This window comes from Companilactobacillus alimentarius DSM 20249, from assembly GCF_002849895.1.
GTDB classification, from domain to species: domain Bacteria; phylum Bacillota; class Bacilli; order Lactobacillales; family Lactobacillaceae; genus Companilactobacillus; species Companilactobacillus alimentarius.
This window is the reverse complement of sequence record NZ_CP018867.1, coordinates 1273497-1291099: the sequence shown is the minus strand read 5'-3', so window position 1 is coordinate 1291099 and position 17603 is coordinate 1273497. Positions and strand designations below refer to the sequence as shown.

The window sequence follows — 17603 nt, the reverse complement described above, 5'->3', positions numbered from 1 at the left end:
GAGCATGTAAACCTTTTCAAGGAGGGCAAAACTGATGAAGTTGTACAATGTCCAAACTGATTACAAAACTAAAAAGAAAACTAATTCAATCAAAAATGAATTGAGTCTAGGAACTAAGTGGACGATCACGCGACTATTGATTGCATTTGTTTTATTGATCGTGGGTTCGAGTTCACTGGTTTCTCAGCCATTGAATATTATTTTGCTAGTCACGGCTTACTTAGTCATTGGGGCTCGAATCGTTTGGCAAGCGATCAAAAATATTTTTCATGGTGAGATTTTCGACGAGAATTTCTTGATGAGTATCGCTACTATTGGTGCTATTATTCTGAAACAATATCCCGAAGCAATTGCCGTGATGTTATTTTACGAGTTGGGTAATGTTTTCGAAGATATTGCCGTCAACAGATCGAAGAAATCAATCTCTGCATTGCTTGAAGTCAAGCCGGTTTCAGCAACGTTAATTTTGGGGCAACAGAACAAAGTTGTTGATCCAAGTGTTGTTCAAATTGGTGAAACAATCTTGGTTAAGCCGGGAGAAAAGATTCCGCTTGATGGAACAGTTGTCTTAGGAAGTTCGGCAGTGGATACTTCTGCTTTGACCGGGGAGTCAATGCCGCAGAATTTGCAGATAGGCGACACGGCTTTGAGCGGATCAATCAATCAGACGGGGACTTTGCAGATTAAGGTTACTAAACTCTACAATGATTCGACCGTTGCCAAGATTTTAGATCTAGTTGAGAATGCCAGCAATAAAAAGGCTGACACGGAGAAGTTCATTACTAAATTTGCCAAAATTTATACGCCAATCGTCGTTATTTTGGCGGTGGCTTTAGCAATTATTCCCTCACTAATGACGGGTGATTGGCACACTTGGGTCTATCGGGCTCTAATTTTCCTAGTGATTTCTTGTCCTTGTGCTTTGGTCATCTCAGTACCTCTGAGTTTCTTCGGCGGTATCGGGGCGGCTTCCAGACAAGGTATTTTGGTCAAGGGCAGCAATTACTTGGAAGCCTTGAATTACGTTGACACGGTGGCTTTTGACAAGACGGGAACGTTGACGAAGGGGCAATTCTCAGTTGTGGCGGTCAACCCTAAAAATGTCACTAAAGATGAATTGTTGCAGATGGCAGCGAGTTTGGAGAAGAACTCGACTCATCCGATTGCGACTTCGATTTTGAAAGCTTATTCAGGTAAACTCGTACCAGCGGTAAACGTGATCGAAAAGGCAGGTCATGGACTTTACGGCAAAGTAAATGGTCAAGAAGTGATCGTCGGCAATGTCAAAGCGATGCAACAGGTCAAGAATTTCCAAGCGACTGATGCTGTGGGAACGGTGGTCTATGTTGCGGTTAATCAACAATTCTGGGGCGATATCGTCATTGCTGACGTTGAGAAAACTGACGCCAAACGAGCAATCGAGCTCTTGAATAATCGTGGTATTCACAAGAACGTCATGTTGACCGGCGACAACCAAGCAGTCGGCACCACTATAGCTAAGCGTTTGAAAATGTCGAACGTCTATACAGACCTTTTGCCGGAAAATAAGGTTTCAATTATCAATGATTTATTGAAGGTATCACCTCAAAATAACAAGAAAGTTGCCTTTGTTGGTGACGGAATCAACGATACGCCTGTTTTAGCGACGGCTGATATTGGATTTGCGATGGGCGGTTTAGGATCAGATGCCGCCGTTGAAGCTGCCGATATTGTCATCATGGGTGACGAACCTTCCAAAGTTTCTGAAGCTATGAAAATTGCTAAAAAGACACGAAAAATCGTAGTCGAGAATATCAGTTTTGCTTTGATAGTTAAGGTTTTGTTCTTACTGTTAGGAGCATTAGGTATGGTCAACATGTGGCAAGCAGTTTTCGCTGATGTCGGTGTAACGATCATTGCAGTTTTGAATGCGATTCGATTGCAGTTTATTAGTTTTAGAAATTGAGATTTGTTTTTCTTTGCCGTATTTGATATGAGTGCTTGGGTGGACGGGAATATATTACTACCTTGTTAATCAAACATGCAGCGTAAACGCGAAACACAACATAGCTTTTTCCGCTTAAAAATAATAGGACTCAATAACTTAAGTTCGAGTTATTATGGCTTATTTTCTTTAAAGCAATACCTCATTTATGTTTTGTTAATCAAACATGCGATGTAAACGCGCGAAAAGCCCCAGCTTCTTCCGCTTAAAAACAAAGGACCCCAATAACTTAAGTTCGAGTTATTGGGGTCCTTTGTCCTTAATGCTCGGAAGCTAACCGGGGCTTTTCGCGCTCTCTATATTAAAGGCTTTCGGTTAAATTCCAATGAATGGTTCCTGTATAATCGCCTTGTTTTGGTAAGGTGTTGGTTTTTAACAAGATGCCATTATCGCTATTCCACTGGTCGCTGATATCAACGGTTTGAGCTTCCATTTTATCGCTTTTGGCAATCTGAGGATTGCTTTGTAAGGCGGTTGCTAAATCGTCTTTATTAACGTAGGCCATGGAAAGGTTTGAGGGTTGTTGGGTACTTTCATAATCTAAATTATCGGCTTCGGCTTTTAAGACCCAACTTGCTTTATAACTGGTTACGTTGAGGTCCCAATCGCCAGAGCGTTTGATATATCCGGCTTCAAAGGTCTTGGGATCGATTGTTTGGAAGCGATAGTTGTTGAAGTCTAATTCCAAAGCATAGGATAAAATACTCAAATTGAAGCTTTCGGTATTGGTCTTTCGTCCATAAGGATCGGTGAAGTAGAGGGTAACGGTTGCGGAATTTTTGTCGCTTGGTAGATTTATTTGATTGCCGGCTAAATCAAAGCTCATGTCGAAACTAGAATTTTGAGCGGTTGTTGGATTATTGATCTTTAAACTAACTGGATCTTGTTGATCGACTGTGAAGACGCCAATCAATTCGTTAGGATTCAAGGTGTAATCAGAACCGTAAGAGAAATCAATTGGAAAATGTACTTTTCCGGTTGGTCCTAAAACGTTGATTCCGTTAGAAGTTGTTTTGGTGATAGTTGGGGACAATTTAGGAACGTTTATGTTGACGGTGGTTTCGGCACTGGCATAAGTTCCATCTTGTACGGTAATTTTTACAACGTTTTTACCTTCAGCTAAGACGTTATCGCTCTTAGGGTTCTTCAAGTAGTCGCTGAGAGTCTGGTCGGGTGATTGGTCATAGGCAATTGGTTTGAGGTCAACATCAATTTTCTTATCGTGGGCCATGGTTTGGGTCAACTTGTGGGTGGTTCCGTTTGCGTTGGTTATTTCGTAAGTCTTGGTTACGTTCTTATCTTGAAAATCGGCGTTGTCGGAATACTTGTAGCTGCCGGTCAAATCGACTGGCTTGTTGTCGTTTACAGTGATATCGGTCTTATCGGGGGTGATGATTAGTTCATTTTTAGTAACGGTGATGTTATAAGTAATAGTGTTAGAAACTAAGTCGTTACTGTCAGTTAGATGGACTTTGATTTTGTAAGTTCCGACGTCGAGGGTTTCTTTAGGGATATTGAGCGAAAAGTCACCAGTCGTGGAATCTTTCGCAACGGGAACAGTCCAAGTACTCTTTAAATCGGTATCGTTGCCGTCTTTGTCGTAGATTTCACCGTAAGCAGACAGGTCGTCGCCATTGAATTTTGAGCTCATTAAATACTTAGCGGTTCCTGTTAAATTGAAGTCGTCAGAAAGTTTGACTTTTTGAGTCTCACTATCCTTGTCAGCAGCAATCTGTAAACGCTCGTTAGTGATCATAAAGCCGTAACTCATAACATCGTTGTTGTAGTAGTCACTCTTGTAAGACGTGTGTTCAGGATTGACCGTCGTCGTCTTCAAAGTGTTGCTAGTGGGAGCGTTGGCAGTACCGTAAATCGTAACTTTCACATTGGTATTCTTTTCGGACAAAGCACTCAGATCAAGATTCAATGTTTGAACATCGTCGCCCTCAGCGTTTGTAGTCGTACTCAATTGTGAAGCGTCGATATAAGTTTTACTATTAGGATCGTCGGTATAGTCGATTTCACCGATATGATTATTATCGTCATTTTGATAGAGAACATTTTGTGGCAGCTGGATTTTAGCCTTGATGTCACCCGTTCCAGTTATCCCAGAACTGTAGTTTAGGTTATAAGTAAATGCTAATTTATCGCCATCATCAACGGTATAATCTTTGTCATCATCAGTTGGATTAGCAGCTCTGTGGTCAAGATCTTTAATATTGCGTCCTTGTGTAACGTCATATAGACCTGATTGGTCGAGGACATTTAAGACAGAAGGAATCTTTTCAACGATAATATCGTTTGATCCAGGAGTTGAATTTGGTGAACCAGTAGAACTAGTGAAGCCCCAACGAATCTTAGTCTGTCCGTCTTTTAGATTGAACTTTCTAAGGTCGATCTTTATTGGACTGTCACTATCTCGAGGACGTTTATCCCAAGTCCGATATGGCTTAACGGTACCATCATTTTCACGATCATTATAAACGTAACTGATATAGCCGTAATTACTGTCGTCAGTATCTGGTTTGTAAGTGAAAGAGAAGTGGTGCCAAGCGTCTTTACCAGTGGCGGTCTTTTCATAAGTACCACTGTCGGCTGGATAACTCCAAGCCACATGTTGACCCTTAGTTTCGGCAGTATTTTGGGAATCAAGAAGATTATCAAAATAGCTATCTTTAATATTACCCATAGCAAGATCAATAGCTGATCCTGTCACAACAGAATCATTACGGAAAGAATCGAATTCCAGTGCGAAACTGTTTTGAATAGCTGAACTGGATAATTGACTGGGATCGGTAGTAGTAAATTGGGAATCAGTGGATCCATAAACCCCAAGAGATTCACCAGAAGCAGCGTAATCATCATCGGATAAAAGGAGGTTATCTTTATGGTAACGACCGATAGCGTTGATACCGTTGTCGTCATTTTGTAAAACCAAAGTAATACCGTCACCGGAGACGTTGTAAGTTGGTCCAACATAGATCCAACCGGAAATGGTCTGTTCTTTGCTCAAATCAAAATAATTGTAGTCTTTAGATGAGTCATCGGGATTAGTTTTTCTTCCCCAAATCGAGGAGACTTGCTTGTCACCGTTGGTCATTTGAATAACGTCAACTGGATTAGGATTACTGCCGCCAGCTGTTCTGACTTGAACGGAGTTGTTGACGGTTTTACTTCCGGTATAAGTTGTTGGGTACTCAAATAGATTGCCTAATTTCATTCCGCTAGGTGCGGCTTTCAAAACGTCATCATCAGATGGTACAGCCTGTACTGTAGTTGACGGCATAAAAAAGGTCATTAATGTGAAAAAGAACATAATTAGTAAGAATGATTTATATTTAGTTCCCTGATGTTTCATAATCTTTCCACCCCAAGTAAGATTAATATTTGTAATTATGTATATATCATATAGTGTTATTTAATTATAAATGTATCTATATAAGACAATTAATTTAACAGATTTTGACAAAATCCATTATATACAACCATATTTGGTATAAAAAAAGATATAAAGAATAATTTCTTCAATTATGAAATCAGGAATTTAGGTGAATAGAGCTAAAAAATAGACCATCCCTGTTTTAAGGAATGGTCTATTTTTGATTTACTATTTGCTAGGTAAAATATTAATAATGTAGAGCAGGATGATAAAGACAACGAAGAGAACATACATCACAGGTTTAACTTCTTTGCCTCGTCCAGCGGCCCACATTGTTAAAGGATAAAAGAGGATTCCGAAAGCAAATCCATAAGAGATGTTGTAAGTTAGAGGCATACCCACGATAGTTAAAAAGGCAGGCATGGCAATTTCAAACTTACTCCAGTCAATTTGTTTCATTGATTGAGCCATCAAGATACCGACAATGATTAAAACAGGTGCGGTAATATTGGAAGTAACGATACTCAAAAGTGGAGAGAAGAACATTGCTAAAGCAAACATGACGCTGACAACTAGGGATGTTAAACCAGTCCGACCACCGACAGCAATTCCGGCAGACGATTCAACATAGGCGGCTGTAGGAGTAGTTCCCATAACAGCGCCACCAAACATCGAAATGGAATCAGCCATCAAAGCTTTACCGATTCGAGGCATCTTGTTGTTCTTCATGAAGCCAGCTTGTTCAGCCAAGCCGATCAGAGTACCAGCAGTATCAAAGAAAGCTACTAATAAGAAGACTAAGACAACTGCCCAAAGCTGTGGATTAGCTAAATCAGGTAAGTGAGCGATACCAACTCCAAAAGTAGGCCTCATACTAGGAATCGATGAAACAATGTGGTGAGGCAAGGGAATAAGTTTGGTTACTAAACCTAAGATCGTAGTCAGAACCATTCCGATAAAAATTGATCCGGGAACCTTCTTTGCCATCAATAACCCAGTTACGATCAGTCCAAATATGGTAAGCCAGGTAGTAGGTACTGTCAATGATCCCATCGCTACTAAAGTTGATTTGCTGCTGACAACGAGTCCGCCACCTTGCAGACCAACAAAGGCAATGAAGAGACCGATTCCTGATGCCATAGCGAGTTTTAAATCGTGCGGGATCGAATCAATGACTATTTCACGTAATTTAACTACAGAGATGATTAAGAAGAGAATACTGGAGATGAAAACACCAGCCATTGCCGTTTGCCAAGGAATGCCCATAGCTAAAACTACAGAGTAGGTAAAAAAGGCGTTGTCACCTAAACCTGGAGCAATTGCAATAGGGTAATTTGCTAATAACGCCATAAGCAGTGACCCTAAAATAGCGGAAAGGGCTGTAGCGGTGAAGACAGCTCCTTTGTCCATCCCTGCGACCCCTAAAACTTGGGGATTGACGAAGAGAATATATGCCATTGAGACAAAGGTTGTCAATCCTGCTAGAATCTCTCGACGAACAGTCGTCTGAGCTTCTTTGAGATGAAATAATTTTTCGATGAAACTTAAATTTACATTATTTGTGGATTCCACAATTAATCCCCCTAGGTTTTTCTTTACTTAAGAAATTATTACAGAATTTTTAAATAAATGCAAGAAAAACACGATTAATTATGTTTATATATTGTATATAGTTCGTGTTTAAATAATTACGATAAATTAATTTATATTATAAAATGTTATATAGGGATAAATCACGAACAAAAAGACACTTCGAACAATCAAGCGTGATTGCTAAAAGTGTCTTTATTGAGTAATAGATTTAACTGAAAATGTCTTCGGCAGGTTGGTCTCCGCTAGCGAAGGTGTATTCCTTACCGATTGTATTAGGATTTTGGATGATAAATGCCAAGGCTTTAGCGACATCGACACGTGGAATCGAGCCACTCTCATTGGGTCCGAGCAATTTAACTTTACCGGTTCCGTCGTCGTTAGTAAGGGCTCCGGGATGGATGATCGTGTAGTCCAAGCTAGTGCCACGCAAATGATCGTCGGCATAATGTTTAGCGGTCATGTATGGTCTGATGCCACTGGCGTCCCACTTGTCACGGTTATCACTGAAGAGTGAACTGACCATGATATAACGCTTGATTCCAATTGCTTCAGCAACCATCATTGTCTTAATGGCACCATCTAGGTCAATCTCAATTGTCAAGGCGTCGCTACTACCACCAGCACCGGCAGAGAAGACGATGACATCAGCTCCAGAAGCCTCAATTGAATTTTTAATATCATCAAGTGAAGCAGTGAGATCGATATATTGTGTTTCAATGTTATTCTCGTTGTAGGCCTTGATTTGTTCTTGACTGCGCAATCCAGCAACAAATTCAATGTTTCTTGATTGTAACTCTCCAATTAATAGGTGCCCCACTTTACCATGAGCACCAATAATAAGAACTTTCATATACACAAAACCTCCTTAGTTAATCATACTGTAGCAACAATTTTTTAATAATGCTAGTGTTTTGTACCTTATAATTATGATAATTTATGGTCACAAATAAAATTACAGCTTTCGTTTGATTTTACTTTCCTTCTTTATTATATTTGCTATAGGTAGTGAGAACTCTTTAGGGGGGTACTTATGAAAATATTAGGAATCTTAGCCTCACATCAAGAACATGGCCTCAATGCGCAAATGCTTGATCAAGTATTGGAAAATGTCGATAGTGATGTAGAAACAGAAACGATATATTTAGAAAATTATGATATTACACCACATAAGTATCATGAAAAAAATCCAGTTTTGGATGATTTAACGCAAAAGCTGAGCGAAAGTGACGTCTGGGTCTTTGCAGCTCCAACATATTGGCGAGAATTGACAGGAGTTTTAAAAAACTTTTTCGACTGCATGCGACCAAAGTTTGTCTATTTCAAAGAAAACGGGGATACCATACCAGGACAATTTAAGAATAAACATTATTTGAGCATCACTTCTTGTTACGTGTCACCACTAGAAAATTTTCTTACCGGAGTAACCGACGAATCATTTAAGACAATCGACCGTGTAATGACAGCCGCAGGAGTGATTAAAGTAGGAGAAATAGTCTTACCAGGAACTTTTGGTATGAAAGAAATTCCATATAATAAGAAGAAACTGTGTCAGAAGTATGCCAAGAAGATTTCCGTGAAGAAGAGAAAGGATGATTCAACCGTGAAAAGATATATACAGTTATTCTTTATGATTGCCGTAATGGCATTAATAACAATGGGGATACAAATACCATTGAGACCATGGGTAAGCGGTAATTTCTGGTTGAATTACATCAGCTTCACCGTAATATTCTTTGTATTGTTAGCCTGTATCCTGCATTTCGTGACATTCGTAAAACACAGACGTCGTTAAAAAGAGGGCGCAGGACAACGGGAGCTTCCGAGCATTTGCCTAAGAGCCACAATTATTCGCCGAACTTGCGAATAGTTGCGGTTCTGTAGCAAAGCACAGGAAGCTGTTGTCCGGAGCCCGTTTAGGATGCAGCAGGAGAGCGTATGGACAAAGAATTACGGCTATATCTATAGAGAACCTTTTAGGATGTAGCAGGAAAGCGCATGAGTAAAGAATTGTGGCCGTATCTACAAAGAATCTGTAAGGATGCAGCAAAGAAGCGAAAAGTAACTAATCTTATATAGTAGTTACAGTAGTAAAAATCAAAAACGAAAAAAAGACAGCCACCAGGCTGCCTTTTATTAACTAAAAAATCAATATTAGGGATGATTCACGGTATTTGCATAGGAATTGTACAAACACCAGAATTGACCAAATAAATTTTAATTCATTTGGTCAATTTGGTCCAATACTTTGTCATAACTAGGTTCGTCAGTTTGTACAGGAACAATTTCAGAATAGGTTATCGTACCGTTAGGATCAACTACCCAGACTGAACGTGCTAGAATATCCAAATCTTTGATCCAGATATTAGACTTCTCACCGAAATCATGTTTAACATCAGATAGCATTTGCATGTTCTTGACATTTTCTGCAGCACACCACTTTGATTGTTCTTCAACAGTATTAGTTGAGATAGTTACAAAGTTGATAGCAGAATGCCCATCGACTTCTTCATTGAAGTGTTTAGTTTGAACGCTGCAAACACTAGTATTGATATTGGGTACAACACTGATTAATAGAGGCTTGTCCAAAAGGTCCTTAAGTTGAACCTCCTGATTATCCTTATTTAAAACAGTGAAGTTAGGAAAATTGTCGCCCACGGATAGAGGAGTGCCAATTGTTGAAACGGTTTGTCCTTTAAATTCCAAATCCATATGATTCACACCTTTCATCTTTGTCATTAGAGTTATTATAAGTTACTGAAAATCAAAAACCTAGAAATTAGATTGTAAATTTGTTTTGTTATGAGGTCAGAGGATGTTATTAATAGGAAAAGATATAAAAATAAGAGATTTTGAAGAAACGGATTTTCCACAATACTTCGAATTGGTACAGGACAAAAATAATCATGATCTAGCTGGTTTAGAATACACCGACAGCGAGCAAACCGCTCATGAATTATTTGAATTATATCGTCAACGCAAAGACGCTCATGTTATTGCTACCCAAAATAATAATATAATGATAGGAATTATTGAAATGAATCATCGTGGTGAGTATTCAGGATTGTCGCAAACGCGCGAGATCGGATTTGTCATTGACCAAAAGTATCGTCAAAAAGGATATGCGACAGAATCTGTTCGATTAATTATTGATTATGGATTCAAAGAACTTCATTTAAGAGAAATTTGGGCATCGACTGAGGAGAATAATAAGGTTCCACAGACTGTTTTGAAAAAATTAAAATTTAAATATGTTTATAGTGCCGACCAAGCGCTTCCATTTGCGGAGCGTAGCAATATCGTCAAATATTATCTTTTACAAGAATAGTTCATTTTTTGTAAGAATTTCTTAATTATTTCGGAGTAAGTCTTTAGTATACGGATGGTATTATACTTCTTGTAAGGAGAAAATAGACTGACTTTTGATGAGAGGTTTTTTATATGAAAAGAAGATTGAGAACTACTAAAAGTCTCACAGTCAAAAAGCGAATAGTCGGTTTCTTCGCAATTGCCGTTATTTTGTTAGGTGTGGTAGCAGGATTCAGCATTAACAACGTTATTGCTGGATCTGACAGCACGACAGGAGGTGGCGCTGACAAATCAGCACCCGTTGCGGTAGTCGCTAAGACATCTGAAAGTACAACCTCAGGTGGAAGCGGCGGAGCAACCAATGCTAACGTCTTAGTTGGTGATAACACTGGTAGCAGTACTGGTAGTCAGACCCAGGCTAAGCAAAAGGATACCGATTATATCCCTTCGGTCAGTGTCAACAACATGTCAACATACCCACAAACGGGTGACGCACATGATTCCGGATTAGTCATTTTAGGATTCACTATTTTGATTGGTCTATTCGCTTTTTATGGATTGAAGTTACGGAAAGACTTCAAATCTTTACGGTTTTCAAGGGTAACAAAATGATTCAATTTAGATAAATAAGTTTTACAAATTATGAGATGTACGGAACGTAAAATTTGTTATTATCTAATTGTAATCAAGAAAGACAAAAACAAAAAATAATTTTCTATATCAGGGAGGATATATCATGAAATTATCTAAAAATGTTTTAGTAGGATCACTAGCAACAGCAGGAATCGTTTTGGGAGCTTTAGCACCAGCTGTAACAGCACAAGCTGCTACTTCAAGTGGTAAGACAAATACAACAGATGGTAGTGTTTCATATGCTAAAGATACAGATGTAGGACCACTTGGTGGTGAAGACAGTAAATTAGCAATCGCCTATGATTCAGCTACAGGTGCTGGCGATGGTGAAGCAAGTGCACAATCAAATGCTAACGTTACAGTTCAATCAGGTCTATTAACATTGGATGCTGTTCCTGATTTCGGATTTGCTAACGCTGCCGAAGGTACAACAGTTAACTTGGACAACAACGATACAAATGGTAACCCAGCAACAGATAGTCAAGGTCAAGACAAATTGACAGTTACAGATTCTCGTACAGGTGCACCTGGTTTCACAGTTGATGCATCAATCACTAAGTTCATGCCAGAAGGCTCATCAGATACTGCTGATGCTAAGGCTTATACTTTGAATTTGACACCAACAAAACTATTGAATGATAAAGGTGTAAACGTTTCAACAAATGGTGTTGCTAAGACTTCTGAAGCTCATATCAATGGTGATAGCAAAGGTAATGGTTCCGCTGATGACTCTAATGTTATCAATTTAGCAGCAGGTACATATGCTGAAGGTCCTATCAATGCTTCATTCAATAAAGATGCTGAAGATGCAACGTTGAACTTGAATGATACTGCATCAGCTGCTAAGACAGGTACTTCAAAGTCATACAATGCTACAGTTACATGGACATTGAAGACAGTTCCTGTATCTACTGATACTGGTTCTCAAGGTTAATTAATAAAGCAATAAAAATTTAAAAATAATGACCACTACTACAATAGTAGTGGTTTTTATTTTATAATATAACTGGTTAATACATTTATAGGTGTTTTTATTATGGAGGTTTCAAATGTTAAAATTTAAGTCAAAGTTTTCATTTTTGTTGCCATTAATGTTTGCCTTATTTTTAAGCTTATTAGGTGTAACGAATGTTACCGCTGCCACTTCTGGAGATTATACGATTGCTCCAAGTGGTAAGAGTAATGATGTCGTTAATATTGATAACGGAAGTTATTATATTACGGGGACACCTGGACAAAAGACAGAGATAAAGCTACAAGTGATCAATAAAGCTAGTTCAACGCGTAATTTTATTTATTATGCTGCCACAGCATATACCAATGATAATGGTGCTTTATCATATAATAGTATGAAAGTTACTGACCCATCATTGAAGATTCAAACTAGGGATGCTATTTCGCCTAAGAAATCAACTTTCAAAGTACCGGGGAATACTTCGGCTACTTTGACATTGAATGTGACGATTCCAACTAAGAAGTTTGACGGTACTATCATGGGTGGTGTCACTGTAGCTCCTTATAAGGAAAAGGCTAAGGGTACTGTTGGATCAAATGGTAACTTGATTAAGAATAAGTTCAGTTATTCAATTCCTGTTCAAATTCATCAAAAGGGTGCCGAAGCAGTTCAACCAAAATATTCAGTTAGAACTGTTAAACCTGATTTGACTACAACTTCTAAGGGTCAAAAACAAGGTGTTAAAGCCAATATTCATAACTCAACTAATTCTTATACTGGAAGTTTGTCAGCTAAAGCAGTTGTCACAAAGAAGGGTGACAAGAGTTTCAAAATTACGCAATTGTATGATTCACAAAGTATTGCGCCAACAACTAATTATGATTTAAGTATTCCATGGGGTAAGAAAGCCTTGCAATCTGGTGATTACCATCTGAAATTAACTTATAAGACTGCTGGTGGAATCAAGAGCTGGGTCTTAAATAAAGATTTCACGATTACTAATAACGATGCTGCTAAGTACAACAAATTAGCTGGTATCAAGCCAAATTACCTCTGGTTATATATTCTATTAGGAATTCTTGCATTGGCAATTATTCTGGGATTAGGAATTTACTTAGGTAAGAGAAACAACAATAAAAATAATAATAATGGTGGTAACGGTGGAACACCAACAAGACGTCGTCGTCGTTAATATTGTTTGATAAATAATTAAATATTAGGCTGTTCCAAGACTTGGAACGGCTTTTTTAGTATTATTAGAGGTGAAGTAAATATCAGGGGCAGATCAATGAGTAAAAAAATAATATATTTTCTATCAGCGATATTCTTTGCCTTTTTAGGCTTTATGGTTAATGATTTAGTTGTAAAAGCAGATATTAACGGAGTTACAGTGACCCCATTGATTGAAAATGGTGATACTGATGTGACCGATAGATTTGAAATTGTCGGTAAACCTGGTGCTGAGCGCACGGTTAAAATATCTATTGGTAATTTTGGGATCAATAAATTACATCTTAGAATTGAGCCTACCAATGCGACGACATCAATGGACGGAAAAATTGTTTATACTGATAAAGTTTTGGCGGGGCAATATGGCTTGCAGTATGCTTTTTCTAGTATGACTAAGGCCAAAAATATCGTTTTGAAGCCTAACAAAACTAAGGATGTAACTTTTAAAATAAAATTGCCCGATTCAAAAATTGACGGACTGATCATGGGTGGTTTTAATGTCTACGACACTTCCAAAGATGGAGCCAAGGGCAATGCTAATGTCCCAGTTTGGATAACTGGTGATAATAAAGCTGTCGGTGGCATTGTTAGTTTGCATAATTTAACTTTGGATGTGATTGATAAGAAACCACATATTATTATTAATTTGCAAAATAAAGAACTCGGTCAAATGAAAAATGTTATCGTTCATATGACTGTTAAACGTAAAAGCTGGCTGGATCGGTTCAATCTTGGACCTAAAAAAATGATAGCTGATACAACTTATGACAAAGTAGCCCCCAATTCTAAGATTCCGGTTGATTTTGATCAGAATCAAACTCCAATTCAGGCGGGTGAGTACGTCGTCAAAGGGGCGGCTCGAAGCGGCAAGGCTACTTGGACTTTCCATAAGACATATAAAATTACGCAAGATCAGGCTAATGATATCAACAAACGTTGCAAGGGACTGATCTATAACAAGACGACCACTTATATTCTGATTGTTTGTGTTCTATTGTCAGTGATTTTCCTTATCTTTTGGGCTATTTGGTACTCAGGTAGGAGTTAAAAATGAAAAAAAGAATAATTGTATTTTTCTCAACATTATTGTTATTGTTGGCAATCTTTTGGCCAGGGACGACTGTGAAAGCAGCACCTGACAAATCGTATGCTATTCAAGCAATTTTGCCCGATAATCAAATCAATAAAGATGAATCATATTTTGATTTGAAGATTACACCTAAAAAAGAACAGACTCTAAAAGTATTGATTGCAAATACCGGTAGCAAATCAATTAAAGTTACTGCTGAGATTAACAATGCTTATACGGCTGATTCAGGTGTGATTGGTTATGATAAATATGATGCTAAATTATATAAATCAAAGTTACCTTCACTGACTTCATTGGTTGATGGACAAAGAAAACAAACGGTTAACTTGAAGACTGGTGAAAATAAAACTGTTGAATTCAAGGTGAAATCGCCTGATTCCGAATATGCCGGAATTATTTTGGGTGGTGTGACGACGACAGCCTCGGTTAGTCCGACTGAATCGAAGAATATCAACATCAAAAATCAAGTTCGTTATGTTAAAGGGGTGGTACTGCGTTCAAAAGATGATGGTGTGATGCCGAAGATGCATTTGACAACAGCTGCACCTAAAGCTGTAGCGGGTTCAACCGGAATTGCGTACACATTGGACAATACAGCCCCAATAAACATCAATAAAGTCTCATTAGAAGCTAAAATCAAGCATAATGGAAACCATCAACTATAGTGCTAACAACCTCCAAATCGCTCCTAATTCCCAATTTAACTATTTTATTCCAGTTAAGAAATTAGGCTCTGGGACTTATAAAGCACACATAACTTTGAAAAATGATTCAGGCTTTTCGACTTCATTTGATAAATCTATAACGATTCAACAAAAAGAAGTCGACAGTATCAAAGATTCTGCTAGTCCTAAGCAGGAGAGCAACAATAAACAGTGGATTGCTATTATCATAGGAATTATTGTTTTGATTGCCATTGCCGTTTGGATGTACTTGTACTATTCCAATAGAAATGGCAAGAAGAGTCGTGGTAGATCATTCTTTAAAAATAAGGATTCTAATAAGACAACGAGATCAGGTAATACGAGATCTTCACGTCATAAGAAGTAATTTAATAAAAGCATAACAAAATACCTGTACTAATTGAGATTTATCAATAAAGTGCAACACAAAAGTTAGACAAAATTGAATATTGTTAAGCTGATAAGGCATGTTCCCTGTATTCGCGGGGAGTCATGCCTTTTGTTTTTCTTGAGATGCGTCGATTGTTAAACCAATCGACGTACTCCTTAGAAAGTTTCCTAAATTCTTTCATATCTTTACAAGGTGGAAATCCATTGAGACATTCTGTTTTGAATAGATGAAAGAAACTTTCGATTGGCGCATTGTCGAGACAATTTCCTTTGCGAGACATGCTCTGTATAAATCCATCTTCAGAAAGCCTATCAGTATAATAATTTAGTTGATAATGCCAGCCTTGATCTGAATGTATCACTGGGTTGCTTCCTTTAGGTATAACTGTCGTTAATTCATTTAATGTATCCATAATTAATTTACTATTGGGACTATTACTTACTTGGAACGCTAGAACTTCTTTGCTTGCCTCGTCGGTAATTGCGGAAACATAAGCCCATTCGTTATCCCTTAAACGAACTTGTGTGACATCTGTATGCAGGACTTTAAAGGGCTCAGTTTCATTAAACTGTTGATGTAAAATGTTGTGTGCGACCTTTCCAACAGTTCCTTTATATGAGGAATACTTTCCATTTTTATGACGATTATAAAGATTTACTTGAACATTTAACTCATTCATCAAGCGACGAGCTACGGCATCTGCTATGTGAACATCTAGTTTAATTAATCCTTCTTGTACGCGACGATAACCGTAGGTTAGGCGTCCACGACATTTTCCACTTTCAGTAATTTTTAATATTTCAGTTTTTATATCTTTGTACTTATCTACATGATTTTTGATACGTTTACGCTCATCATGGTAAGTGGCCTTTTTAAGTCCAATGGCCTTAAGAATATCGCCTATCTTATACCGTTCTGCTTTTGGAAGAGACTCTTGTTCTACCCTGATCTGATCAACTATTTGTGTTTTTTTGCGTCCTTTGAAGTTCCGAACAGGGTCATTGATTTTTTTAAAATATCATTCTCCAACTTTGTGTCATATAATTCTTGATTCTTCTTTGCGAGTTCCTCGCGAAGTTGATCTAATTCATTCTTGTTTATTAAATGACGTAATTTCTTTTTATCATTTTTCACTTTGGATTTTCTGCCTTTCGGATGAGACTTCAAGGCTTCTATGCCATGTTTATTGAATGCCGTTCTCCAGGAACTAATCTGACACTTGTTAACATCAAATCTGGCGGATACTTCAGCTAAAGTTTCATCATGAGTTTGATAGTAGTTTATCACATCAATTTTAAATTCAGCTGAAAAGCTTCGTTTAGTTTTTTTTCGCTTAAGCGAGTCTACGCCGCTTAAGCGATATTTTTGAATCCAGAAACTGACTTGCCGTTTAGGTAAATTATGTTTCTCTGAGAGACTTTGCATGCTGGTTCCACCTTGGAGGTATTCACCAACAACTTCTGCCTTTAATTTTGAACTGTATTTAACCATATAAAAAGCGCTCCATAACTGTTAGATTTCTTGTCTAACAATTATGAAGCACTTTATCAATTAGTACAGGTATTTTAGTGTGGTCAAAACTATGAATTATAAAAAATAAACTCTAACTTAGCCCAGAGCAAAAATTGAAATCGGCTCAGCCGAGAAATTCTTCTTGATTGGCGGTTTTTGCCAATTTAGAAGAAGGCTCGATTTGGAAACAATTTTTGATTTGTAAAATTGGTTTCAAACGATGCCCTCAGCGTTCCAGCCGAATTTCAATTTTTGCGGAGGGCGGGAACAATTAACCAAAACTTTAAAGTGCACGTTTTTTCTTATTGCTGTCAATCTTACTCTTCAATTTCTTGACGTAAACTTGATTCAATTGAATCAACAGCCAAATGTAATCCGGTCTGGTTGAAGAAATATCCCAAGAAATTACTTTCAAATCTTTTGGATATTTCTTCTTCTCGATGTCTAATGGTAAAACATCAAGTGAAGTTATCAAGACATCAACGTCTTCGTAGACATCGCTTGGAACGATTTCGACGAATTTTAAAGTTCTGATGTTTCTTAAGACGACTTCAGCTGCTTGGTTTCCAGGATCAATCAAAACTTTAACCTTGATAATATCTGAGGCACGAATGGTTGAAATATAACTAGGAAGGACTTGATAAAGGTTCTTGGAGATTAATTCTGCCGCATTGTAAATCCCGAGATATTCTTTTTGATCGACATTTGAGAAGAAGGTATAAATATCTTTGTATAAGTCAGTATATGAGGCTTGATTGCCTTCGGCATACATCGAATCTAGGTGCATGATTGAATAAGGTGCCATGATGTAATAAAAGACAATATCTCTTGTCACGTATAAAGTGCT

14 protein-coding genes and 1 pseudogene are annotated in these 17603 nt (G+C 37.9%); 8 read left to right on the top strand and 7 right to left on the bottom strand.

Annotated elements, in window-relative coordinates; genetic code table 11:
- The first annotated feature begins 34 nt into the window (after window positions 1-34).
- Window positions 35-1945, top strand: a complete 1911-nt coding sequence (locus tag LA20249_RS06190) for a heavy metal translocating P-type ATPase (protein ID WP_057739001.1) — start codon at window positions 35-37, stop codon at window positions 1943-1945.
- 340 nt (window positions 1946-2285) lie between these two features.
- Here LA20249_RS06190 and LA20249_RS06185 read toward each other — a convergent pair whose 3' ends face one another.
- The 3 genes from LA20249_RS06185 to LA20249_RS06175 form a co-directional block, all read right to left on the bottom strand.
- Complete coding sequence (locus tag LA20249_RS06185) at window positions 2286-5342, bottom strand: L-type lectin family protein (RefSeq protein WP_057739002.1); 3057 nt, start codon at window positions 5340-5342, stop codon at window positions 2286-2288.
- Window positions 5343-5591: 249 nt separating this feature from the next.
- Entirely contained in the window at window positions 5592-6938 is a 1347-nt protein-coding gene (locus LA20249_RS06180) for an NCS2 family permease (RefSeq protein WP_269467168.1), read from the bottom strand.
- Between the two features lie 226 nt (window positions 6939-7164).
- Window positions 7165-7806, bottom strand: coding sequence for an SDR family oxidoreductase (locus LA20249_RS06175; protein ID WP_057739004.1), 642 nt, complete (start codon window positions 7804-7806; stop codon window positions 7165-7167).
- Window positions 7807-7986: 180 nt separating this feature from the next.
- Between LA20249_RS06175 and LA20249_RS06170 the strand changes: the two genes are divergently transcribed.
- A complete protein-coding gene (locus LA20249_RS06170; RefSeq protein ID WP_057739005.1) occupies window positions 7987-8748 on the top strand; it encodes a flavodoxin family protein in 762 nt (253 codons plus the stop codon).
- 422 nt (window positions 8749-9170) lie between these two features.
- Here the strand turns inward: LA20249_RS06170 and tpx are convergent, their stop codons facing one another.
- Window positions 9171-9665, bottom strand: a complete 495-nt coding sequence (tpx, locus tag LA20249_RS06165; protein WP_057739006.1) for a thiol peroxidase — start codon at window positions 9663-9665, stop codon at window positions 9171-9173.
- Window positions 9666-9768: 103 nt separating this feature from the next.
- On the opposite strand from tpx, the gene LA20249_RS06160 reads away from it, so the two are divergent.
- The 6 genes and pseudogenes from LA20249_RS06160 to LA20249_RS12070 all read left to right on the top strand — a co-directional run bounded on the left by LA20249_RS06160 (window position 9769) and on the right by LA20249_RS12070 (window position 15220).
- Window positions 9769-10281, top strand: a complete 513-nt coding sequence (locus LA20249_RS06160; protein WP_057739007.1) for a GNAT family N-acetyltransferase — start codon at window positions 9769-9771, stop codon at window positions 10279-10281.
- A 113-nt stretch (window positions 10282-10394) separates the two neighbouring features.
- Entirely contained in the window at window positions 10395-10874 is a 480-nt protein-coding gene (locus tag LA20249_RS06155) for an LPXTG cell wall anchor domain-containing protein (protein WP_057739008.1), read from the top strand.
- A gap of 124 nt (window positions 10875-10998) precedes the next feature.
- Complete coding sequence (locus LA20249_RS06150; protein ID WP_057739009.1) at window positions 10999-11829, top strand: WxL domain-containing protein; 831 nt, start codon at window positions 10999-11001, stop codon at window positions 11827-11829.
- Between the two features lie 115 nt (window positions 11830-11944).
- Entirely contained in the window at window positions 11945-13042 is a 1098-nt protein-coding gene (locus LA20249_RS06145) for a DUF3324 domain-containing protein (protein ID WP_057739010.1), read from the top strand.
- Between the two features lie 96 nt (window positions 13043-13138).
- Entirely contained in the window at window positions 13139-14128 is a 990-nt protein-coding gene (locus tag LA20249_RS06140; RefSeq protein ID WP_057739011.1) for a WxL protein peptidoglycan domain-containing protein, read from the top strand.
- A 2-nt stretch (window positions 14129-14130) separates the two neighbouring features.
- Window positions 14131-15220: pseudogene (locus LA20249_RS12070) on the top strand (DUF916 domain-containing protein).
- An 85-nt stretch (window positions 15221-15305) separates the two neighbouring features.
- Here LA20249_RS12070 and LA20249_RS06125 read toward each other — a convergent pair.
- From LA20249_RS06125 to LA20249_RS06115, 3 genes are all read right to left on the bottom strand, one after another.
- The gene (locus LA20249_RS06125) at window positions 15306-16193 is read right to left on the bottom strand and encodes an IS3 family transposase (RefSeq protein WP_255887630.1); all 888 of its coding nucleotides are present in this window, start codon (window positions 16191-16193) and stop codon (window positions 15306-15308) included.
- An 8-nt stretch (window positions 16194-16201) separates the two neighbouring features.
- A complete protein-coding gene (locus tag LA20249_RS06120) occupies window positions 16202-16735 on the bottom strand; it encodes a helix-turn-helix domain-containing protein (protein ID WP_101836880.1) in 534 nt (177 codons plus the stop codon).
- Window positions 16736-17039: 304 nt separating this feature from the next.
- Complete coding sequence (locus tag LA20249_RS06115) at window positions 17040-17591, bottom strand: hypothetical protein (RefSeq protein ID WP_199488136.1); 552 nt, start codon at window positions 17589-17591, stop codon at window positions 17040-17042.
- Between the last annotated feature and the right edge of the window lie 12 nt (window positions 17592-17603).